This window comes from Enterococcus sp. VV15 (genome assembly GCF_005236045.1).
GTDB lineage: Bacteria > Bacillota > Bacilli > Lactobacillales > Enterococcaceae > Enterococcus_B > Enterococcus_B durans.
On sequence record NZ_QPTY01000006.1, the window covers coordinates 19,385 to 41,899 of the forward strand.

General features: G+C 38.3%; 21 protein-coding genes, 3 pseudogenes and 1 other annotated feature. Of the genes and pseudogenes, 17 read left to right on the forward strand and 7 right to left on the reverse strand.

The genetic code is table 11. The features are described 5' to 3' along the window. Positions 1 to 3 precede the first annotated feature (3 nt). The 3 genes from DVW83_RS03820 to DVW83_RS03825 all read left to right on the forward strand — a co-directional run bounded on the left by DVW83_RS03820 (position 4) and on the right by DVW83_RS03825 (position 2,696). Entirely contained in the window at positions 4 to 657 is a 654-nt protein-coding gene (locus tag DVW83_RS03820) for a CBS domain-containing protein (protein WP_104661171.1), read from the forward strand. 215 nt (positions 658 to 872) lie between these two features. Next, positions 873 to 1,001 carry a hypothetical protein gene (locus tag DVW83_RS15815; RefSeq protein ID WP_005879939.1) on the forward strand — a complete coding sequence of 43 codons (129 nt, stop codon included), beginning with the start codon at positions 873 to 875 and terminating at the stop codon, positions 999 to 1,001. Positions 1,002 to 1,865: 864 nt separating this feature from the next. Beyond that, positions 1,866 to 2,696, forward strand: a complete 831-nt coding sequence (locus DVW83_RS03825) for a helix-turn-helix domain-containing protein (RefSeq protein ID WP_123862907.1) — start codon at positions 1,866 to 1,868, stop codon at positions 2,694 to 2,696. A gap of 22 nt (positions 2,697 to 2,718) precedes the next feature. Here the strand turns inward: DVW83_RS03825 and DVW83_RS03830 are convergent, their stop codons facing one another. After that, positions 2,719 to 3,447, reverse strand: a complete 729-nt coding sequence (locus DVW83_RS03830) for a hypothetical protein (protein WP_123862908.1) — start codon at positions 3,445 to 3,447, stop codon at positions 2,719 to 2,721. A gap of 231 nt (positions 3,448 to 3,678) precedes the next feature. On the opposite strand from DVW83_RS03830, the gene DVW83_RS03835 reads away from it, so the two are divergent. Then, positions 3,679 to 3,948 (forward strand): hypothetical protein, encoded by a 270-nt coding sequence (locus DVW83_RS03835; protein ID WP_123862909.1) that lies wholly within the window; start codon positions 3,679 to 3,681, stop codon positions 3,946 to 3,948. A 275-nt stretch (positions 3,949 to 4,223) separates the two neighbouring features. Here the strand turns inward: DVW83_RS03835 and DVW83_RS03845 are convergent, their stop codons facing one another. Continuing rightward, positions 4,224 to 5,654 carry a helix-turn-helix domain-containing protein gene (locus tag DVW83_RS03845; RefSeq protein WP_224784428.1) on the reverse strand — a complete coding sequence of 477 codons (1,431 nt, stop codon included), beginning with the start codon at positions 5,652 to 5,654 and terminating at the stop codon, positions 4,224 to 4,226. Positions 5,655 to 5,836: 182 nt separating this feature from the next. Between DVW83_RS03845 and DVW83_RS03850 the strand changes: the two genes are divergently transcribed. Beyond that, positions 5,837 to 8,647, forward strand: coding sequence for a bacterial Ig-like domain-containing protein (locus tag DVW83_RS03850; RefSeq protein ID WP_104661172.1), 2,811 nt, complete (start codon positions 5,837 to 5,839; stop codon positions 8,645 to 8,647). On the opposite strand, the pseudogene DVW83_RS15920 reads toward DVW83_RS03850, so the two are convergent. Beyond that, positions 8,643 to 8,758 (reverse strand): annotated as a pseudogene (locus DVW83_RS15920) (DUF3788 family protein); the annotation flags it as partial. The gene DVW83_RS03850 and the pseudogene DVW83_RS15920 sit on opposite strands and share 5 nt — an antisense overlap. 414 nt (positions 8,759 to 9,172) lie before the next feature. On the opposite strand from DVW83_RS15920, the gene DVW83_RS15405 reads away from it, so the two are divergent. Beyond that, on the forward strand, positions 9,173 to 9,688 hold the full coding sequence (locus tag DVW83_RS15405; protein WP_224784425.1) for a hypothetical protein: 516 nt from the start codon (positions 9,173 to 9,175) through the stop codon (positions 9,686 to 9,688). 150 nt (positions 9,689 to 9,838) lie between these two features. Beyond that, entirely contained in the window at positions 9,839 to 10,294 is a 456-nt protein-coding gene (locus DVW83_RS15410) for a WD40/YVTN/BNR-like repeat-containing protein (RefSeq protein WP_224784424.1), read from the forward strand. Here DVW83_RS15410 and DVW83_RS15820 read toward each other — a convergent pair. From DVW83_RS15820 to DVW83_RS03870, 3 genes are read right to left on the reverse strand one after another with little or no spacing between them, the layout of a single operon-like run. Then, positions 10,291 to 10,425 carry a hypothetical protein gene (locus DVW83_RS15820; protein WP_258079022.1) on the reverse strand — a complete coding sequence of 45 codons (135 nt, stop codon included), beginning with the start codon at positions 10,423 to 10,425 and terminating at the stop codon, positions 10,291 to 10,293. The genes DVW83_RS15410 and DVW83_RS15820 overlap by 4 nt on opposite strands. A 21-nt stretch (positions 10,426 to 10,446) precedes the next feature. After that, positions 10,447 to 12,231, reverse strand: coding sequence for an ABC transporter ATP-binding protein (locus DVW83_RS03865; RefSeq protein ID WP_224784423.1), 1,785 nt, complete (start codon positions 12,229 to 12,231; stop codon positions 10,447 to 10,449). Beyond that, positions 12,228 to 13,967 carry an ABC transporter ATP-binding protein gene (locus DVW83_RS03870; protein WP_137239056.1) on the reverse strand — a complete coding sequence of 580 codons (1,740 nt, stop codon included), beginning with the start codon at positions 13,965 to 13,967 and terminating at the stop codon, positions 12,228 to 12,230. The genes DVW83_RS03865 and DVW83_RS03870 overlap by 4 nt, the downstream gene beginning before the upstream one ends. A gap of 98 nt (positions 13,968 to 14,065) precedes the next feature. Here DVW83_RS03870 and DVW83_RS03875 point away from each other — a divergent pair, with 98 nt between their 5' ends. Then, a complete protein-coding gene (locus DVW83_RS03875) occupies positions 14,066 to 14,824 on the forward strand; it encodes a MerR family transcriptional regulator (RefSeq protein ID WP_104661542.1) in 759 nt (252 codons plus the stop codon). Positions 14,825 to 14,900: 76 nt separating this feature from the next. Next, positions 14,901 to 15,130 (forward strand) — a binding site (T-box leader). A gap of 85 nt (positions 15,131 to 15,215) precedes the next feature. Beyond that, on the forward strand, positions 15,216 to 16,346 hold the full coding sequence (locus tag DVW83_RS03880) for a 5-methyltetrahydropteroyltriglutamate--homocysteine S-methyltransferase (RefSeq protein WP_104661541.1): 1,131 nt from the start codon (positions 15,216 to 15,218) through the stop codon (positions 16,344 to 16,346). Between the two features lie 134 nt (positions 16,347 to 16,480). On the opposite strand, the pseudogene DVW83_RS03885 reads toward DVW83_RS03880, so the two are convergent. Further along, positions 16,481 to 17,069: pseudogene (locus DVW83_RS03885) on the reverse strand (LacI family DNA-binding transcriptional regulator); the annotation flags it as partial. Between the two features lie 72 nt (positions 17,070 to 17,141). Here DVW83_RS03885 and DVW83_RS03890 point away from each other — a divergent pair. From DVW83_RS03890 to DVW83_RS03925, 8 genes and pseudogenes are all read left to right on the forward strand, one after another. Next, positions 17,142 to 17,771: pseudogene (locus DVW83_RS03890) on the forward strand (carbohydrate ABC transporter permease); the annotation flags it as partial. Between the two features lie 283 nt (positions 17,772 to 18,054). Further along, the gene (locus tag DVW83_RS03895; RefSeq protein ID WP_104661540.1) at positions 18,055 to 18,738 is read left to right on the forward strand and encodes a DUF1538 domain-containing protein; all 684 of its coding nucleotides are present in this window, start codon (positions 18,055 to 18,057) and stop codon (positions 18,736 to 18,738) included. Next, complete coding sequence (locus tag DVW83_RS03900) at positions 18,735 to 19,508, forward strand: DUF1538 domain-containing protein (protein ID WP_104661539.1); 774 nt, start codon at positions 18,735 to 18,737, stop codon at positions 19,506 to 19,508. The genes DVW83_RS03895 and DVW83_RS03900 overlap by 4 nt, the downstream gene beginning before the upstream one ends. Then, positions 19,505 to 19,882, forward strand: a complete 378-nt coding sequence (locus tag DVW83_RS03905) for a P-II family nitrogen regulator (RefSeq protein ID WP_104661538.1) — start codon at positions 19,505 to 19,507, stop codon at positions 19,880 to 19,882. Before DVW83_RS03900 ends, DVW83_RS03905 begins: the two co-directional genes overlap by 4 nt. Positions 19,883 to 20,010: 128 nt before the next feature. Then, entirely contained in the window at positions 20,011 to 20,682 is a 672-nt protein-coding gene (locus DVW83_RS03910; protein ID WP_104661537.1) for a hypothetical protein, read from the forward strand. Positions 20,683 to 20,737: 55 nt separating this feature from the next. Beyond that, on the forward strand, positions 20,738 to 21,178 hold the full coding sequence (locus tag DVW83_RS03915; protein ID WP_104661536.1) for a hypothetical protein: 441 nt from the start codon (positions 20,738 to 20,740) through the stop codon (positions 21,176 to 21,178). Positions 21,179 to 21,189: 11 nt separating this feature from the next. Continuing rightward, the gene (locus tag DVW83_RS03920; RefSeq protein WP_104661535.1) at positions 21,190 to 21,858 is read left to right on the forward strand and encodes a 2,3-bisphosphoglycerate-dependent phosphoglycerate mutase; all 669 of its coding nucleotides are present in this window, start codon (positions 21,190 to 21,192) and stop codon (positions 21,856 to 21,858) included. A gap of 45 nt (positions 21,859 to 21,903) precedes the next feature. Beyond that, positions 21,904 to 22,509, forward strand: coding sequence for an HAD-IA family hydrolase (locus tag DVW83_RS03925; protein ID WP_174784252.1), 606 nt, complete (start codon positions 21,904 to 21,906; stop codon positions 22,507 to 22,509). The last annotated feature ends 6 nt before the right edge of the window (positions 22,510 to 22,515 follow it).

A 22,515-nucleotide genomic window follows, 5' to 3' on the forward strand; every position in this document is an offset into this window, starting at 1 on the left:
AGGATGAGCGTAAAAGATTTTATGACGAAAGAGTTGGTCGTGGTAGCTCCTCAAACAAAAATATTTGATGCAGTTGATTTGATGAAAAAGTACGAGATCCATCGGTTACCTGTCGTTGAAAATAATAGTTTAATTGGCTTGATCACTGAAGGGACGATCCAAGCAGCAATGCCTTCACAAGCAACCAGTCTGAGTGTATTTGAAATAAATTACCTATTGAATAAAACCACAGTCAATGATGTAATGATCCGTGACGTACAAACTATTGCACCGAATGATTTATTAGAAGATGCGATCTATCTGATGAGAAAGAAGAATATTGGGGTCTTACCAGTCGTAGACATGAGAGAAAACTTGGTAGGAATCATCACAAATAATGATATATTTGACGCTTTTTTGAAAATCACTGGTTATACAGATGGAGGCACAAGAATCCAACTTCGAATCGAAAAAGACCAACGAGGCGTATTAGCTGAAGTCTGCCAAGTTCTTTCATCCCATGGCTATAACATTACAACAGTTGTAGTGAATCGTAATGAAACAGAAACGATCATTGAATTCCAAATCTCTACACAAGAGGTCAAAGAGTTGAAAGAATTTTTGGAAGCAGAGGGCTATACTGTATTAGAAGCAATGCTGACAAACGTAAAAAAATAGTATGTCGAAAGTCTAAGGATCTCTAAAGGTTAGTTGAAAAATCTAATTTTTAGGGATCTTTTCTTTAAAGTAGGGTATATTTTAGAGAAATAGCTAATTTTCTTCTTGAAGACTACTAAAGAGGAAGTAATATTGGTATACTATATCAGTCTTCCTGTAATGGTTAGAGAAAAATAATGAAAATCAATAGGATAATCAAAAGAGGTGTAAAATCAGTGGATACAAAAGAAAAAATGCTTGAATTGATTAAAAAGAAACAAGGAGGTGGTCGTTCAAAAAAAATGCAAGAACCAAAAAATGATCGCAGTAATATGCGTAAAGGGCCAAAAATATATAACAAGTAGGTTTAAAGAAGAGAGTGGTTGAATGACAAGAGTATGAAAAGATTTATGTGATTTTCAATGTTCTTGGATATTTTTGCTTATTTTTTGAAATAACTAGTTATGTTGGAACGATTTGTGCGAGAGGGTGAGATAACGTGTATTTTCTTTTGTCTCACTCTTTTTTTGTACGTTTTGAAAGAGCGTGGGGCAAAAGTAAGAAACACTGTTGTCTCATACTTTAAAAACGAATAAACGGTGGGAGCAGAAGCAACTCCTTCTTAAATAAGCCGAAATTCACAAAAATTTGAAAAGCAATTTTCGTAAATTTCTTCTTATTTCTCGGAGTTAAACACTTTTGTCCCAGCTTCATAAAAGTCTAACTTTTGGGGCCTTAGTGTTTTTTTATGTTTTAAAGGGGAGAAGTAATGTTAAGTGTTAAAACGAGCGTCAATTTATTTAAAAGCTCACGTCTTTAGTCATGTTTTCTGATACTGTTACTTTATCAGAATTTAAATCAATTTCATTAGAAGCAAGTTCCGTGTTTGTTAGTTCACTTGCTAAAGCCTAAACAACCTAAAAGAGAAGTACAAACTAGTGTTGAAGCAATAAAAGATTTTGTTTTCATCTTTTTCAGTTTCTTGGATTAAAAGTATATGTTATGTTGTCTGTGAGTGATTCTTTAAAAGGTTCTACTTTGGTGGAATTAATTCCCAAATATCACCAATATCGGTAACATTAGGCATGAAAAATTTTAGTTTCATAATTCTTCCTCCTTTTATATTTGTAAAACCAATATATTGCTTACTAAATATTTTTTCTTTTTTATGTCTGATATTTCGTCATAAAAAGGAATAAAATATCTACAAAATATCTACGGAGGCTTTTATGGATCATAATAATTTAATTAAAAAATTACGGTTAGAACGTGGCTTATCACAAGATCAATTAGCTAGAGGTATCTCTCAAAGAAGTACATTGTCTTCATTTGAAAACAAAGGGGCAAAAATTTCTTATAATACTCTTGTACAGTATCTCGACCGTATGAACGTAACTCTTGAGGAATATCAGTTCATGTTAGATGATGAAGATGTTAGCGAAAAAAGAAAAATTTCAAAACTATTTTTTGAAAATTTGAAAAAGAATTATTCTCCGGATTTTGAAAAATATTTACAGGAAAAGGCATACGAAACTGACAATTATTACTATGAAATATTAAGAGCCATGTATTTAATCATCATGAAGAGAATGGATATAACCTTAGATATAGATTGTCACTCTGCTAAGCTAACCTTAACAAGGTACTTAGATTCGATTGCTAACTGGGGTAGATTTGAATTAACAATTTTTATAAATACCCTGTTTATCTATGAAAGTGACTATATTCAAACTCACTTCAATCGATCTGTAAAAAGAATGAAAGTATATGTTGATAATCTATACTTTAATAAAGATATGTTGTCCTTTCTAATCAACGGCACCCAGCTATTTTTTGAAAGAGGATCTAAGAGATTATTTTATCTTTTTCTTAAAGAGCTTGGTTTTTTTGCGGATGAGCATTGTAGCACTGATGCCCATCTTGCTTATAAAGTATTCTCTTTTCTTTCATCACCAGAAGTTCACAATAATCAAAAAAAATACGAGCTTCTTTTATCCCTGGAGATACTAGGTAAAGAAAACTATGTAACATATATTGAAAGCAAACTAAAAGACGACTAAATTAATAGTCGCCATATTATTGTTACGTGAATTCAAGATAGCCATTGTTTGGAATCTTGTCTCGAGCGTCAATTGCTTTTGCAATAGCTGTACCAGGATCTAAGGCTGTTGCGACTACCTTGATGATTGTGTTAATACCTGTTATCTGTTTAACTCCCCAAACTGCTACGGCACCGATGATTTTCCGCTTAAGCAAATCCAAAGCCTTTTGAGTACCGTATTTCTTGATTAATGCTTTTACACCAGCACTTGCAACTCCACCTGTTACTAAGTTAATAGCTAAATTGAAAGCAGAGGCCGCAAAAGGTACGGAAATCCATCCATGTCCAGATCGCGTAAGGCTGATGGAGTTTAATTGTGAAATCAACTCTTGGGTCACTTTGTTAAAGTCTCCGTGATTCTCTGAGTTAATATCATATAGGGAAAGCAATGCTTGATAATAAGCTTCCTTCTCGGCCTTTGTTTGCAATGGAACCTTTTCTGATTCATATCGTGCTGCTTGCTTAAAGTTGTCAAGTTGATCGGGGGAAAGTTGACTAATGTCCACAACTCCAAAGTTCTGTAAGTCAACTGTATCTAGGGAATCAATTCGTGATTCATCTACGTCTGGAACAGCTGAATTGACTGCTACAATTGAAGCTTCAGGGACAGTTGATCTTTCGGATGCGTGTACAACTTCAGTAAGTGGCACCATTATTGACAATCCAAGGACAGCGACAGATGTTAGTGCAAAAAATTTCGTTTTAAACATAAATATCACCTCGTATTTTTTGAGATAACAAATCAAGTCACCTCTTGTTGTCAATTATGAAGGTGAAAGTAATTTTTCCGGAATCTCTGGATATTTTTTCGTCATAATTATTGTAAAACGTCCTATCAAATCTATGTGCTATGTGTTGAAATTCTCTTTATTGACGATTTGCCATACAAGAATGTAGACAACTTAAAAATTGAAGTATAATTAATCAATGGAGGTGTTATAATGATTCAACTTGTATTAGATTTAATAAGAGAAGTATTATTCGGTACTACTCCAGAAGGTAGTTCTCGAAAACAGTTTAAGCGTGATTTTATTGTAAGAGGAATTTTCTACTCTTTGGCATTTATCATAGTTCTTCTTGGCATTATTAAGTTACCAGAAATGAGGTTGCTTTTGACAGGGGTTCTTTTAGTTATAATCGTGGGATTTGTCGTTACGACAATTTCATCATTAAGGAACAGAAATAGTACCAACTTCCAAAATCCCAAGTAAGAAACTTTTTATTCAACTAAAAAAATGCTTCGCCACACTGCACGTACCCCAGAAAAGGACTCTGCCAGAAAGTGGCAATAGACTTGACCTCTCTAGTAGAATCCTTTTCTACATTTTAGGGCTCTTTGTCAAATGATATTGGTAAAGAGAAAACTTAGAATAATTTGGAGAGGTTGGGACAGAAGTGTTTATTTCCGAAGGAGTTGCTTCTGCTCCCGCCGTTTATTCGAGAGTCTGTAGGAAAACTGATTTTTAGATTTGTCCCGCACCCTTTTTTAGTTGAACGCATTCAGATTTAAAAGTAGTTGGTGAAGGTCCAACCACTCTTTTTCTTGTGGCAGAGAAGAAAGTGTAAAAACAGGGCAATTGTTCCACTCATCCCAACGATGATTGCAGACGATCAATGACACGTCAGAGGAAAGTACCTTTCTATAAGTATGTGTGTCTGTTGCAAATAATGGCTGGATGGATCGAGGAATGATCTGCTCCACTAATTTCAGCAAGTAAGAGGAGAGGCCGGCATTACCATGAAAAGAAAAGAGCACTTTGATCCGAGTCGTGTCAACTGACTTTAGTAAAGAATAATGGAACATAGTAAAGGACAAAGCAACATGTTCGGGATGAAGAATGGGGAAAAAATCCTGTACACTGGGTGTTTTTAAATAGATATACCAGTCTTCATAAAGTTTTTTTAAATGTAACGGCAAATCAAAGGAGTCTTTTAAAGGATTTTTTTGATAATGGCTAGAAACATGAGACAAAAGCCTTAGATTAACGGAAAAAGCATATAGTTCATCAGTATTTTCAACAGATGGAATCATTGGTAGAAAAAACTGATGATATGTATCGTAATGTTCACAGTCTTCAGGGTAGCAGAATTGGTCAGCTTCGCTTGAATAGACGACACAATTCAGAAAGACTATGTACAGCCAAATCAACTCCTCATGAGGAATCGTCTGAGTTCTGAAAGTTGCTTTGAATAGGTACCTGACTCTTTTCTTGAACTGAGTGAAGCTTTCTCGAAAAACAATGTCTTCTTTTAATGCAAGGTCAAGTACAATGGGATATTTATGAGATAACCGTTTCGTTAAAATAATCAGCCAGAGCTGTGCTTTTAGTGGATCGATCGGTAGGTCGATAAGTGTTTGAACAGATTTCGTAAAATTTGAATCAATAGGAATGCCTTCTGCCATAAAATCAATATTGAAACTTTGATAAAAATCAAAAAGAAAGCAACGGATATCTGCCTCACTTCCTTGGATTTTCATTGGTGATGTCCGCCATTGCAAGTGATAGATTTGTAGTTCTTTGTTCATTTGTTTGATGATTTTTCGAATGCGTGATTGCGATGAGTAAAGAGTGGCAGCTGCTGATTGTAGTGAGCGTATTCGTCCACGGAAATACTGGTCGATCAATTGAAAGACAGGCGTGTGTTTTGCTAGATCTAAAATGATGGTCTCGATTTTTGGAGAACGAGGTACCATAAGTTGGTAACCTATTCTTTTTTGAAATGTGATCGCCATTTCTTTTGGGAGAATCTGTCGTAAAGCTTCAATATCAGAGCGTAAAGTCGGTGACGATGTTTTTGTTACGTTGCTTAGTTCCTTCGATGTAGAAGGATGGTCTTTCTTATTTAAATATTGAAGGATCAGTATCTGACGTTGGAATTGTTTGTTCTCCTGTAGTCTAAAAAATAAATTATCCATAGAGGCCTCCTAAATCATGTAATCACTATTTTTTTAATATATACGTATTTTTTTATTTATCTTTTTATTTTTTAGATGAACTCTTGTCCTTTTTTTTCTTTGAAAGAAAAAAAGAGAAAGCTTTTGTCGCAAATAAACAGTAAAATTAAAGTGCATGATTATGGGTGAGGAGGAGAAGGCCAATGTTCAGACAGAAATTTTTTAAAGTCTCGCTTGCTTTAATGCTTGCTGGCAATACTTTTATTTCTACAGCTACGAATCATTACGCAGAAGAAGTTGATGAACAAGAAATGAGCGTTCCACAAGATGAAGAGAAGAAAGATGATTGGAAGATAGATGATACAGTTATTTCATCTCCAGAAAATAATGAAGAACAACTACCTGAAAAAATACCTGAGGAAGCAACCACGACGCTATCGGAACCAGTTGAGACTAGCGAAGAATCCCCTGTTGATGAGACGATAGATGTCCCTTTTGCGGAAGAGGTTACCGAATCATCCCCACCCGAAAATGTACTGATGAATGAGCAAGAAAAAACGGCAACAAACGAGCAAAAAGAAAAAAAGACGGAATCAACTGACATAGCAAAGGATACAGATTTAGCAAGCGGTACATATGGAACGAGTCATTGGCGTATTGATGTGCAAGGGGTATTATACATAGATGGTGGCGAATTAGGTGAAGCTACAATGAGTGTCAGAGCACCGTGGTATATTTATCGCTCCTCGATCACTAAGATTATTTTTACGGCACCTACGCTGGCAAATGCCCACTCTCTTGGCCTGTTTTTTGATATGAACCAAGTGACGATGATCGAGAATCTAGGGTATTTAGATACGAGTCGTGTAGGGGATATGAGGTATTTCTTTTATTGGTGTTCTAAATTGACAAATCTGGATGTATCTGGGTTTGACACGACGAATGTGACAAATATGAGTTATATGTTCTATGGCTGTTCACAGCTTGTCTCACTGGATTTATCGACTTTCAACACAAGCAATGTGACACAGATGGGCAGTATTTTTTATGACTGCTATTCGCTCACTTCGTTAAATGTATCTTCCTTTGATACGAGTGGAATGACGAATATGAGCTACATGTTTCACAACTGCTCAGAGCTCACTACACTGGATATCTCCAATTTTGATACGAGAAATGTCGATGACATGAGCCATATGTTCCGCAGTTGTAGTAAGCTGACCCAAGTGGATGTGTCGGGCCTCGATACACACCAAGTCACGGATATGTCATTTATGTTTTATGGGTGTTCAGGACTAAGGGAACTGTCGCTTCAGAATTTTGATACAGCTAAGGTCTTCAACATGCATTACATGTTTTATAACTGCGCAGCGCTGACGTCTTTGCCTGTTGAGGGATTTGATACAAGTCGAGTAACTTCAATGCGCTACATGTTTTATGGCTGTCACAACCTGACAGATGTGGATGTGTCTAATTTTGATACGCGTAATGTCACGACTATGAGCTATATGTTTTATGGCTGTAGCGCTCTTGCAGCGGTAGATATGTCTAATTTTGCCACACCAAAAATCAAGTTTATGAATTATATGTTCACAAATTGTTCAAAACTAAAAGTACTAGATATTTCCGCAGTATCTACAGGAGCATTAGAGGAAATGAACCAGTCATTTTCAGGAATGTCACAATTATCGACCCTGACTCTTGGACCTAATTTTCAATTTCTGCCTGATGCCAATCTTCCGGCTATTCCTACAGTTGAACCCAATACAGGCTATTGGCAAAATGTCGGAGCAGGGACAGTAGCGATACCAAAAGGAGACCATGTACTGACCTCGGATCAATTGATGGCTACTTATACTGGTACGATGGCGGACACCTATGTTTGGCAAAAAACGCTCAACCTAGAATCGATTTCTGTAAAAGATGCGACTCTCTATGTTAATGACTTATGGGACCCAGCAGACAACTTTATTTCTGCGACTGATAAAGACGGCAATGCGGTAGATTTTGATCCTAGCATGGTCACTGGAACAGTAGATACTTCTGTGGCGGGCATAACACCGATCACTTATACGAATGGAAGCGCAAGTCAAGTAAGCACTGTCACAGTGAAAGAAAATCTGGAAAGTATTGTCATCAGAAATTCAGTATTGTATGTGGGAGATAAGTGGGATCCGACTGTAAATTTTGTTTCGGCAACAGACAAGGATGGGAATAGTCTTGCGTTTGATCCTACTATGGTCACTGGCGATGTAAATGTTAAAATCCCTGGTATCTATCAGGTAACTTATACGAATGGAAGTGCGAGCCAGCTTGCAGAGGTTATTGTTAAGGAAAATAAAGAAACGATCGTAGTAAAAGATTTGACGATTTATGTAGGGGATACTTGGAATCCGGCTGATCAATTTATTTCAGCGACAGACAAGGCGGGGAGTCCGTTGTTCTTTATAAAAGATATGGTGAGTGGAGTAGTAGATAGTAAGAAAATCGGAACTTATAAAGTAGTGTTCAGAAATGGACAAGCTGAACACCAGACAACAGTAACGGTTAAAGAAAATAAAGAAACGATCCATGCGAAGGATTCGACACTCAGCGTAGGAGATTCGTGGAATCCGCTCGATAATTTTATTTCGGCAACAGACAAAGAAGGAAAAAGTGTTCCTTTTGAGATGAACATGGTTGACGGATCAGTTGATACGTCGAAAGTTGGGATTTATCCAGTCACTTACAAAAATGGTAGAAAATCTGTTTCAGTGTTTATCCATGTCGTCAAGAAAGAAACCAATAGTAAACCTAAACCGCCTAATCAAAATGGTCAAACACCAACAGACAACACGAACAATCAGCAGACCACAACGCCAAAAGCCACAACTAAGCCAGCAAGTTCTACTGCTAATGAAGGAAAAAATCTTCCTAAAACAGGTGAACGTCATTCTTTTGCAACAGCTTTAGGGTTTGGCATATTGGCTGTAACGTTGACACTGATTTATAAAAAAAGACAAAAAAGTAAATAAACGGTGGGAGCAGAAGCAACTCCTTCTTAAGTAAGCCGAAATTCACAAAATTTGAAAAGCAATTTTCGTTAATTTCTTCTTATTTCTCGGAGTTAAATACTTCTGTCCCAGCCTCTTTTATGGACAATGAACTATTGATTATTGAATTACTTTCCACCAAACAAAAAATAATGATGATTATCAAGAAGCAAACGAGAAAAATGAGTGTAACGTTGGGGTTTTATTTTATCGGAGCACTGTTCTTTTTTTATGGACTTGCGGGAGTCGTCTATCAGTATCTACTAAATAGAGGGGGTTCTTGTTCTTCCATCGATCGTGTAACCAATCTCTATGGATTTTTCAAAGCATGTGTTTTTTTGTCATGGTGATTTTATTCTTATTGTTTTCTTTTTTATGGGGAAGATATCACTATATTTCCCGACACTTTGACCAGTGGATAGAAAAACGAGTAGAAAATCATTTTTGTGCCAAAGCCACTATGCAAGATCTTCCTTCTATTTTTTGTTTGAAAAGAATGAACTGAAAATGACTGTAGCAAAAAAGGACTGTTTTTTTCTTTCCAAAACGATTGATGATGTGTCATTGTTTTTTGGCGTTTACAAGTGGTATGGCATGGATCGGTACGCTATTTTTATAGAAACGGATGAAACGATGGAAACTGTTCCTAAAATAAGAACTGTATTCAGTCGACATTTTGCACTAGGAGCAGGGCTGTTGCTGTTAGGACTAGGTAGGGCTTTTTTCTACGCATCCGAAGGTCCAATCAGTGGGATACATGGATCAACGATCGCTAAAGTTGCAGTGACACATTCTTCAGAACGGTCCGATGATGGGAATCTCTTGAAAGATCCAAAAAAAGAAGTTCAATTGGCGGCAAGTCAAACGAATGACTTGAAGATTGATCAGGAGACGAAAAAATTATATATGACAACAGATCAAGGCAAACAGTGGCGATTTGTACCGCTCGGGTTTGACTGGGTCCGCTTCGGAGAATATACACTGACTTCAGGAACTATTCCAGTTTTTTTACTGGATGGATAAAACATTTGATCTTTCTCCTGATTTTTCTTGGTTTCTCTATTTACCTGATCAGCAAGAGGTATATATGCTGACTTCGACTGACGCTGGGGAGACTTGGGGCAAAAATCTAGTTACGAATCATGGAGAACGTGTAATAGAAAAGCGACTTTTTTGAACGGTGATCAAGGAATCGTCATGTTGTCTACTGACAATGAGATGTCTGCAGAAAGTTTACAGATCTATACAACAAACGATAAAGGAAAGTCTTGGATATCAATAGGTGGCACAGTGATCGACCAACCAATCCAAAATGTTAGTTTTGCAACAGCTTCTCTCGGCTTTGTTTCTACCAGAGAAAAACTCTACTATACAGCAAATAGCGGAAGATCGTTCAAAGAATCTATTGTGACCATTCCTGCGGATTATCAAATAGGAGGACTAGACTTGTTCCGATCGCCGAACGAGGTGACCTCAGTCAGCGCAAATAAGTTAGAAGCAAAATTTTATCTTTTGAAGGCAAATTCGATCAATATTGGGAAAATGTTTGCTTGTCTGTTTACCTCGACCGATAATGGCAAGACGTGGCAATTTGAACAGCAATTATCCCAAGTAGATATCAATGATTAGTGAACTAAACGGTAAGGCGCACTACTAAAGAAAGCAAAAACATCAAATGAACAGATCCAAAAAGAAGGGATCAGTCCAGAAAATGTTTTTGCTTCTTTGTTTGAAGTAAGAACGATTTTTTTACGAACCATGAACGGTCTTTACCGTTTACTTTACGTTGTTTGAAATTGGCTGTTATACAAGCTAGCATAAAGCGTGGGTTTGCTCAATAGTTCCGTATGAGTACCTTGTTCCACGATATCACCGTTTTCCATGACGAGGATCAAATCCGCATTTTCAATGGTAGACAGTCGATGTGCGATCACAAAGCTAGTACGGTTTTCTGTCAAGGAATTCATTGCTTGCTGGATCAATGCTTCTGTTCGTGTATCTACACTAGAAGTAGCTTCATCCAAGATTACGACAGCAGGATCAGCTAATACGACACGAGCGATAGTCAGGAGCTGCTGCTGACCTTGGGAGAGAGTGCAGTTTTCACTTGAGATGATTGTGTCATAACCGTGTGGTAAGGTTCGAATGAAATGGTCACATTGCGCTATTTCAGCTGCATGGACGATCTGCTCTCTTGTCGCTTGGCGTTTCCCGTAGGCGATATTCTCGGCAACAGTTCCTTCAAACAACCAAGTATTCTGTAAGACCATCCCAAAATGCTTTCGTAACTCATTTCTTGATAACTTGGTGATATCAATCTGGTCAAACTCGATTTTCCCCTTTGTTAATTCGTAAAAACGCATCAATAGGTTCACGAGTGTCGTTTTTCCTGCTCCAGTAGGGCCAACGATCGCAATCGTCTGTTTAGGTTTGACCGAAATAGTTACATTTTCCATCAATTGTTTATCTGGAGTATAGCCAAAGCGCACCTCTTTAAATTCGATGGCTCCTTTAGGTGAAGAGAGGTGTTGTTCTTGACTATCAGGTAGTTCATTTGGTTCATCCATGATCTCAAATATCCGGTCGATTGCAGCCATCGCAGATTGGATGGCATTGATAACGTAAGAAGCAGTAGAGATCGGTTCTGAAATCTGATTGATGTATTGAAGATATGCTTGCAGTAGGCCGAGGGTGATGCCACCAGATAAAACCAGACTTCCTCCAAGAATGGCACTAACGATAAAAGCAAGTTGATTCATTAGACGAATGACTGGATAAATCGCAAAGTTCATAAATTGTGCTTTTTTAAAGGCTTGATAGTGCGTTTGATTGATCTTGCGTATCGACTCGATGGCTTGATCCTGCTGATTAAAGGTTTTGATCACTAGATTTCCTGCAAGATACTCTTCCATTTTATTGTTCAAAGAGCCAAGTTCTGCTTGATTTTTATCTGAGATCTGTTTGTTTTTATTTGCAAATCGATGGGTTACGTAGGCACTCCCAATAATCAATAGGATAACGAGTAATGTCAACTTTGTATTGATATAAAATAACATTACAATAGAAAATGTTACCGTCACCAATGACGTGAAAAATTGGTTGATCCCAGTGAGTAAGACTTGAGATACCTGATTCAATCCAGTCGTTGTTCGACTGATAATCTTGCCCACCTGGTGTTGATCAAAGAAAGCCATCGGTAGTGTTTTGAATTTTTTTGTGATTTCTTTTCGAACAGTAAGGGCGATTTTTTCACTTAAAGTGGCCATTGTCCGCTCTTGGATAAATGAAGTGATACTGCTGAGAAAAGAAAAGGTAATCAGTAATATGACTGGCATCAAAAGGGTATCCTTTATGTCTGAGAGCGATATATTCATCATGCCGACTTCACTGATTCGCTGTAGTAATTGGTCGATGCCGATACCCATGATCATCGGCATTGCGACGACTAACAAATTACCGATCAAACTGCAAAGAAGCAAGCCATAAAAAATAGGGTGATCTGCTTGGATCATTTTCCAAAAACGCATCAAACTTTGTTTTTTACTATTCATTTTGTGTGTCGTCATGCTATCCCTTCCTTCACTATTCCTTGTGATTTCGCAAATTCCTGATAAGAATCGCAATTGGCGAGTAGTTGTTCGTGCGTACCTTCCCCGACGATCTTACCGTTATCCAAAACGATGATAGTATCTGCGTGCATGATCGTGCTGAGTCTTTGTGCGACAATGACGAGCGTTTTATCCGACATCTCATCTTGTAAAGCTTGTCTTAAAGTAGCGTCAGTTTTGTAATCTAGTGCTGAAAAACTATCATCAAACACATAAATCTCAGCCGGCTTGATCAATGCTCTGGCAATACACATTCTTTGTTTTTGTCCGCCCGAATAGTTGTCGCCGCCTTGAGCCACAAAACTATCTAGACCAGCAGGTAATTTAGCTAAGACTTCTTCCATTTGAGAGATGCGCAGCGCTTGGTTTAGTTGCTCGCTTGATGCTTCTTCATTTCCCATGGCAAGATTTGAACGAATGGTTCCGCTGAACAAGAAAGCTTTTTGAGGCACATAACTGATTATTTGACGGATCATTGTTTGTTCCAACTCTTGAAGTGGTTGTCCGCCAAGCAGGATTTCTCCACTGGTTGTATCATTTAAACGTAGAAGTAGTTTAGCAATCGTGCTTTTTCCGGAACCAGTACCGCCTACGATTGCAGTCGTTTTTCCTCTAAGAATATCAAAATGTATATCTTCTAGTACAAGTTCAGAATCTTTTGAATAACTAAATGAAACATGCTTAAAAGACAAAATTGGCTCATCAGTCAGAAACAATAACTCATTCTTTGGCTGTTGTGGTTCTTTGATTTCAATCGGTGCCTCAAGTATTTCTTCTATTCTTTTCAGAGAAGAAATAGATTTAGGGATGACAACTAGGACCATCGCCGCTGTCATCAAATAAGCTAGAGTCAACATCGAATATTCAACGATTGCTGTAACGATCCCGATCTGGAGCGAACCATTACTTACCAATGTGCCACCAAACCACAAAATAGTACTATAAGTGATCCCCATGAGTAAGAAAGCAATTGGAGTCACCCAAGCGAATATCCGATTGACCTTGATCATCTGGTCTGCATACTCTTCAAATGTTTGATTTGTCCGTCGTTCCTCATACTCTTGATTGTTGAATGCACGGATTATGGTGACTCCAGTAAAAAACTCCCTTAAAGTGATCGTGATCCGGTCCATTTTAGGTTGGATACTTAATGAAAGAGGCGTACCTTTTTTCATTAAAAAATAAATGACCCCAGCATAAACAACCACAGAAGTCAACGTGATCATTGTTAAGGTAGACGAGTATTGGAACATCATCACCAAAGTAAAGATCGCAATGATCGGTGCAGGTAAGATCAATTGACAAAATAAGACAAGCATCTGTTGGACGTTGTCCACGTCATTTGTCATTCGTGTTAACAGAGAACCAGTACCAAAGCAATCGGCATCTTTGATGGATGATTGCTGGAACTTAGCAAAATATCTTTCACGTGTTTGGTAGCCAAACTTAGCGGATACTAGTGCGGAAAAGTAGCTGGAAGCAATTGCTGCCAGTGAACCGAATAATGCGACAATCAGCATTTTCCCGCCAATCGCATAGATTTTCGTTTTCTCACCACTGGCAATGCCAATATCGATCAGTGTTGCGACTAGCTTGGGAACGCCAAGGGTTCCGATGATCTGCAAACAGATAAATAAAAAAGTGAAAAAAACGATTTTTTTATTCTTCTGTAAAAATTGTTTTAGTAATTTCATATATTTTCCTCCTTTTTTTCTGACAAATATGAATTCTACACCTTCAAGTTGCTTGAAGGTCAATGGAAAAAAAGTTAAACTGCAAATGGGGTGAGAATATGGAAAAACTGTATACGATCGGGGAAGTATCCAAATTGTTGAATGTACCAAAATCGACGATTCGGTATTGGGACGAGCAAGGCTTGATCCATTCGAGCCGACATGAGGAAAATGATTATCGACTGTTTGATATTGATGCTATTTTCCAAATCTATGACATTGATTTTTACCGAAAGCTTGATGTTCCAATCAAACAAATGCAAAATTTGTACGGAAAAACGCTGGAAGAACACTATGAAACGATTGCTCAAACAGAACAAAGGATCTATCTGGAAAAAGTAGAGTTGCAAAAGAAGCATGAGGAAATCTTGAAACGAAAAGAGCAATTGAAGCTCATGCTTGCACACCAAAACAGTGACTTTCCAGAAGAAATGCCGCCTTTTGAGGCTATCGTTGCCGTTGATTCTGACGATATTTTAGATTCGAAAGCTTATTTAGAAACGTATGCCAGTTTTGGCAGTGTCTTTGACTTTTCGATCAGTGATGAAATGATCTATGGTTTTTGTACAGATGAACAGACGAATGCTCTACCCATGTCTAAAACCGTTTGGCGAAAAGATCCAGCCAAAAAATATCGTCGTTTTTTGCTGAAAGTCGAAGTCGGGAATACTAAAAATAACAATGTCGATCAGGTGAAAAATGAATTAGAAAAACGGGGACTAAAATCTGGAAGAGTAATCGGTCAATATTTATTGACGAATACAACGAAGAAAGATGTGTTCGAGGAATACTACCAAGCATGGCTAGAGCTTATGTGATAGGGATATTTTCTTTTAAGAAAAATGAAAAAAATATTGACAATCTGATAAGAAAGTGGGATATTAATTAGCAAATAATGAAGCGTTGAAGAGAAGAGTAGCTGAATGATGAAGGAATAAAGAGAATCCGGTGGGTGAAAAAGGATATCCTTTCGTCAGTGAAGATGAACTCTGAGCATTTTGATTTGTTCACGCAAATCAAACGGACTGTGACCGTTATCTTGCCGAGTATCTTAGGTACTGTTGAGACATTGTTTGTGAGAATAATGTGAATCAGGGTGGTAACACGAAGCATTCGTCCCTTTTATCTGTAATGGATAAAAGGGACGGGTGCTTTTTTCATTTTGCTCCGTGAAACTTCACGTGCATTTGTTAAAGAGGAGGAAAACACATGACAACACGTAGAACATCACCATTTCGTTATGATATTGTAGGGAGTTTTTTAAGACCAGAAAAATTGAAACAAGCAAGAGAGGACTTTAACAAACAAAAAATCAGTCAAGCAGAATTGACGAAAGTAGAAGATGAAGCCATCATCGACTTGATCGAAAAACAAGAGGCTCTTGGCTTGAAGGCTGTGACAGATGGAGAATTCCGCAGAAGTTGGTGGCATTTGGATTTCTTCTATGGACTAAAGGGAATCGAGTTTTTTGTGCCAGAACACGGCTACTTTTTCCATGGAGAAGAAACACGTCCTGGAACGATTACTGTCACTGGCAAGATTTCAGGAGAAGAACATCCGTTTATTGACCATTTTCGGTTTACTCGTGAGCATACTAGCGCCGGGATCGAAGTAAAACAAACGATTCCTGCTCCTGCTCAAATTTTAGTGGAACTGCTTCGTCCGGATATTTTACCAAAGATTCGAGAAATCTATCCAGAAAATGACGAATTGATCAAAGACATCGTTGCAGCTTATCGCCAAGTAATCGCGGACCTTTATCAAGCCGGAGCTCGCACGATCCAATTGGATGATTGTACGTGGGGCGTATTAGTTGCTCCTTTACCTAAAGGCTTTTTAGCAGAAACGCAACAGGATGAACGAGAAGTGCGCAAAGAGTTAGCGCAACTGTACCTAACGATCAACAACGCTGTTTTAGCGGATCAGCCAGACGATTTGACGCTGAACACGCATGTTTGTCGCGGAAATTATCACTCGACATGGGCTGCAGCTGGCGGGTATGAAGATGTGGCAGATCATTTATTCACGCAAGAAAATGTCCAAGCGTATTATTTGGAATACGATAGTGAGCGTTCAGGCGGCTTTGAACCACTTGCCAAAGTATCCGAGGATAAGTTAGTGGTTTTAGGACTAATCACTACCAAAAGTGGGGAACTAGAAGATCGCCAGAAAATCATCGAACGCATTTACGAAGCAACTCGATATCTGCCTTTAGATCGATTATGCCTTAGCCCACAATGTGGCTTTGCGTCCACTGAAGAAGGCAATATATTGACTGAAGAGGAACAGTGGGAAAAGCTGGCATTCGTCAAAAGTGTTGCAGAAGATGTATGGAAATGATCTGTTTAGTTCATCTTTTAAAGAATGAGACAAAAGTGATTCTTACTTTTGTCTCACGCTCAATTAAAGCATTGGCACGCTACTTGTTCTCACGTGTTGAACAGGTGGCGAACCAACGCTTTTTTATTGTCAGCTAGTAGTTCACTGGCAAGTTGTTCCCCTGATTCTTCCGTCCATTCGCTTAAATAATGAGTGATGTGATTTTCTAAATGATGATCTCGCATAAAATGAAGATAGGTACGACTTCTTTTTTCGTTTTCTGTGATTGTTTTCCCACCGAATTCATCCATATCTACTTGATATCCACCAATATAGGAAATCCTCTGATGGCCATTTTCTAAAAAAAGTTCTAATACGGAGTTGGTCATTCGTTCTAAATCTGCGTAAACCATATCAACTTTTTGCTGGATGTCTGGATTATCGACTACAACTAAATGTTTGTTTTAGGAGATCAGAGATGGATTGTTTCGTCACAGTGCCAACGAGGATGATCGCACCTAACTGATCCAAATCTTTCTATTCTGTGGTATTATCGGATAGATTATAAATTCGATTCATCCCGATATGCAGACGGCTGGCTTCTTCTTCCAATCCAGCACTTAATTCTTTATAGTAACTATCTTGTTCTTCACTGGCTTTACTAATCGTTGGAATGACACCAATTGAAGGTAATCGTTTTTTTACATATTTTCGTTTATTGATATCGTAGTTCAAACTGGCAGCGTCTGCCAGGAAAATGGGTAATTGCACCAACACCTTCACTTCCTGCTACACAAGCGTCAAACTTAGGCGGTGCGCTCCTTAGGGAATTCTGCGATGATCGCAGTCGTCACAACAGTTTTTACGCTGTTGATCTCTTCTATGGCAGGGTATGGATTTGAGATTTATAAAAGCAAGCGAAAAGAAAAAGTATTCAATATTTTGCTTTTATCGATGATGGTGCCTTTTGCGGCGTTGATGATCCCGCTCTATCAGATGTTTTCACAATTGAATGGCACAGTTTTAGGTATCAACAGTTTCTTAGTAGTGATTCTTCCTTCCGTGAGTACAGCGTTTTTGATTTTCTTTTTCCGTCAAAATGCAAAGTCCTTTCCGAAAGATCTAGTCGAAGATGCACGATTTGATTGACTAAAAGAGTTAAGTATCTTCTTTCGAATCTATTTGCCAACGGATAAGAACACATACGCAGCCGCGGCGATCATTACCTTTATGAGTAGTTGGAACAATTATTTATGGCCTTTGGTTGCTTTGCAATCACCAGACAAACGCACAGTTCCGTTAGTATTGTCAGCAATGGGTGCTTCTTATACACCAGATTACGGCATGATCATGGCTGCTCTAGTGATTACAACGTTACCGACAGCTATCGTATTCTTTGTCCTACAAAAGCAGTTCGTGCAAGGCATGATCGGTTCTGTGAAATAAGTGTCAATGAAAAGAGCATGGACACGCAAATGAATAAGTCGAATAATCTGAGAATATCTTTTTCTATTTTCAGGATTATTCGACTTATTTTGCGAGTAGACGAGTATGCCAGTGTCTAATAAATCTTTTGACCCTAATGTGTCATCATTAAAATTTGTCACTCCACTAAAATTTTTGTTATAAAAAAATCGATAAGAAATTCTTGGATAAAATGTGAACGCTTTCTGTTTATGCTCGATAATTGGCTGAATATCAGGTAGAATGGAATAAAGGAGGAGGATACATGCTAAAAAACTTTAAAGAAGTTATCACAGCAATAGTACCGATGACTGTGTTGATAGTTATTTTAACAGTTATATTTGCTCCGCTCACTTCAGAAGAGATGGGTGCGTTTCTATTTGGAGCGGCGATTATGATGATCGGTATGACATTATTCTTGTTTGGTGCAGACTATTCAATGATGGAAGTTGGCGACTTGGTTGGTAAATACCTGATCAAGAAACGGAATCTACCGATTTTGACCAGTTTAGGCTTCATTATCGGAATCGTTATCACTATTGCAGAGCCTTCTGTTCAAGTATTGGGCCAGCAGGTGTATGAGATCTCGGATGGTGGGATTGGCCGATTGCTTTTGATTGGGATCGTGAGTATCGGAACGGGGGTCTTTTTAGCTTTTGCTCTATTACGTGTCGTATTCAAAGTATCTTACTATCGCTTGATGGCAATCGGTTATTTAGGTGTGCTGATTGCATCTTTTTTTACCACTACTGAATTCATGCCGATTGCATTTGATTCTGGTGGTGTGACGACTGGCCCAGTCACAGTTCCTTTTATTTTGGCATTAGCTGGAGGGATGATGAGTATGATCAGGCAAAGCAAAAACGAAAATGATAGCTTTGGTATGGTCGGCATTGCTTCTTTAGGTCCGATACTAGCAGTGATGATCTTGCGGGTGATTTTTCAATGAGTATGATCCAACAATTATTTGCTGGGATAGAGGTGATCCTGTACGAAGTGGTCTTAGCAGTTTTACCAATTGTTCTGCTATTTATTTTGCTGAATTTTTTTAGTTTCCGTATACGCAGAAAACGATTCTGGAATATTCTTAAAGGTTTTTTGATCACGACGATTGGATTGGTTTTGTTTTTGCATGGTGTCAATATGGCCTATGTACCAGTGGGGCAGCATTTAGGAAGCGCGATTGCTGCAATTGAACAGAATCATCTATTGATTCCGTTAGGTTTTATCATGGGTTTTCTAGTGGGTTTTGCTGAACCGGCAATCCATGTCATGGTGAAACAGGTGGAAGAATTAAGTGAAGGAAGGATTCGATCAAAAGTCATGCTAGCAGTGATATCGATTGGCATTGGACTAGCTGTAGGCTTATCTATGTGGCGATTACTAGCCGGTTTTTCTCTTTATTACTTCCTGATTCCAGGTTACGGTCTAGCCTTTATTTTAGGTAGAAAAGTAGACAAACTTTTTTTAGCTATGGCATTCGACAATGGCGGAGTAGCTACAGGACCGATGTGTTCGACCTTTCTTTTATCCATGTGTGTGTCTATTGCAGCACAAATCGAGGGTAGAGATCCGATTATCGACGGATTCGGAGTTGTGGCGATGATTGCACTGACGCCAATCTTGTCCACCTTAGTTTTGGGCTATATCTATAAGCGAAAAGATGAAAAAGATCAGAAAGAAAAACTAAAATTACAACAGTTGGAGGAAACACAATGAAAGATTTAGTCGCTTTGAATTTGCATATGATCGTCACGATCGTTGACGGCGGAATAGGAGAAGATGTGATCGATTATTCCAAAGCTGCTGGAGCGGCAGGCGGAACGATCCTACATGGCCGCGGATCTGGCGTGCATGATACGGGCAAGTTTTTAGGATTGGAGATCTCACCAGAAAAAGATATCGTTTTGACCCTTGTTCCTGACAGTATCACCAATGAAGTAATGGATGCTATTGGCAAAGGGATACATATCGATGTACCAGGTAATGGGGTCTGTTTTAGTATCGACGTCGACAAAGTGATCGGGATCACGAAGATCCATCAATACCGTGAAACGATCGGCATGAAAGAATTACTAGAAGATGATTCATAAGTAAAATATTCTAATTTTAGGGAAAAAGCACAAACAAGCAAATTACTAAATTTTTATGAAATCCCTCTCTTTTTTCCAGACAACTTCCTTTGGATATGCTATTTTAAAGTAGATAAAGGAGGAGTAAAATGAATTTTTTAGTTGTTTTAAAGGACAAAGACATTGAACGTTCAACCTTTATTTATGTTCAATTAACTGAAGATAAAACGCTGTTGCATTTTTCGCCAGAATTCCATTTAGAAGGCTTGACTTTGGGAGAAATTTATCGATCAGAAGGACTGGATGCTATCTTAGCTTTTTTCAATAAAGAACTGGAGTTGCCAGTCAAAGATTACCTTGAGCTTTCATTAGAAAGCTGGGATCAGGTCGTATCTGAATTGTTTCCTAATGGGATGACAATAGAAGAGAACCAACAGCAAATCCATCTGACAGATCAAGAATTACAAGATCAGATGCGTTATCAGGTGGACGAAAAAAATTCTTTTTCCATCTTTCAAAGACAGCAGAAGATTTTAAAAAGTTTCCTAAAAGAAATCGGAAAAAAACGAAATCTATTGAAAACAACACAATTGCTAAAGAAACATCCAGAACTACTGCACACCTCTATACAGTTTCCTCAACTGATCTCACTTATTAGACGCTTTTTACGCTTGAAAGAAGTGCCTTCGAAAAAACTGACGCTTCCTTTAAACGACACGTTTCGTGTGGTGAAAAGGGAAGATGAGAAGAAAGTAATCGTCATTGATTTTACCAAAAATCGAAATGCTCTTCATCGTTTGACATTGGAAAAGGCTAATTGAGCCTTTTCCTTTTTTGCTTTTTTTGACATAATAGACAGGAATAGGAGGGATTCTTATGGCACAAATTTGGTTTGAACGTATAATAAAATTAAGAAGGAATTACAATCGACTGATGCAAGGGAGATATGGGAAGTTCGATGCGCTGAATCGATTATTGCTGATTGGGGCATTGTTGTTCAGTTTATTCCGTAGATGGCTACCTTTTTTTATCGGCTATTTTGTTTTTGTTCTTTTGATAGGAGTAATCCTTTATCGTTTCCTTTCAACGAAAATCTATCTAAGGCTGAATGAAAATCAGCGTTTCTTGAAGTTTGCTGAACAGATAAAAGAGAAGGCACACCGGTTTTCAAGCAAACAACCAAAGAAAGCGACTGTGAGTCACTATACATTCTTTGCTTGTCCAACTTGTCATCAAAATCAAAGAGCACCTAAAGGAAAAGGGCGAATACGTGTGACTTGTAAAAAATGCGGTACTCAATTTGAAACGAAAGTTTAGGTGGGAATGTGATGAAACTAGTATTATTAAGACATGGTGAAAGTGAAGCAAATTTTGAAAATTACTGGACTGGCTGGCTTGATGTCGCGCTGACTGAAAAAGGAATGGAACAAGCAAGAACTGCTGGTCATAAGATGAAAGAAAATGAATTGCTTTTCGATCACGTCTATACGTCTGTGTTAAAAAGGGCTATCAAAACTTCCCAAGTGGCATTAGAGGAAATGGGGCAACTGTATCTTCCTGTTGATAAAACTTGGCGATTGAATGAACGTCATTATGGTGCTTTAGTTGGGAAAAACAAAGAGAAAATGAAAGCCGAGTTTGGTGCAGAACAAGTGAAAAAGTGGCGCAGAGGGTATAAAGAAGTTCCACCATTAGCAGCCGAAAACCACTTTGATCGCAGATACGACCAGCTTGACCCACGATTGATCTCCCACGGTGAAAGTTTAGAGATGACCGTTGAACGGGTGATCCCATTATGGCAAGACAACTTGGAGTCACGGTTATTGGATCAGCAAAACATTTTAGTCGTTGGACATGGCAATAGCTTGCGGGCGTTGACGAAGTATCTGGAAAATGTGCCAGAAGACCAGATGGATACGATCGATATCCCAAATGCGCAACCCATCCAGTACACGTTAAATGATCAGTTGGAAATCATCGAGAAGTCTCTTTTATAAAAATCGAGCGGAAAAATACTGTATAAAGGAAAGAATCACATGGAAATCAAGAATTACATCTGGGATTTTGACGGAACATTATATGATAGTTATCCAGCAATGGTTGAAGGAGCAGCAAAAGCGCTTCAAGATTTTGGAATCACCAAAGATCCTAGAGAGATTTACCAAACAATGAAGAAATTTTCTATCCGTCAGCTGAGAGAGGAATATCAGCTTGAAGAAGAGGAATTCACTCCGTTATTCCATCAATATGAACGTGAAAGTTCTTTGAAACCACAACCATTTGCAGCAACTGAAGAAGTCTTGCGTTCATTGAAAAAGCATGGGACTAGACATTTTATTCTAACCCATCGTCTCACGGAATCAACATGGGAATTGCTTGGAAATTACGGGCTGACAGATCTCATTGAAGAAGTTGTCGGGATCGATCAGAATTTTCCCCGCAAGCCTTCCCCTGACGCCTTGAATTATCTGATCGAACGTTTCGAGATGCAAAAATCAGAAACGATGATGATCGGTGATCGGCGTTTAGATATCGAAGCTGGAAAACGGGCGGGGGTTCTCACTTGTCTATATGATATCGATCATTTTCTCGGAGACATCTCTGCAGATTATGTTATTGATGACTTGAGGAAAATCCTTGCGATTTAGAGGGAG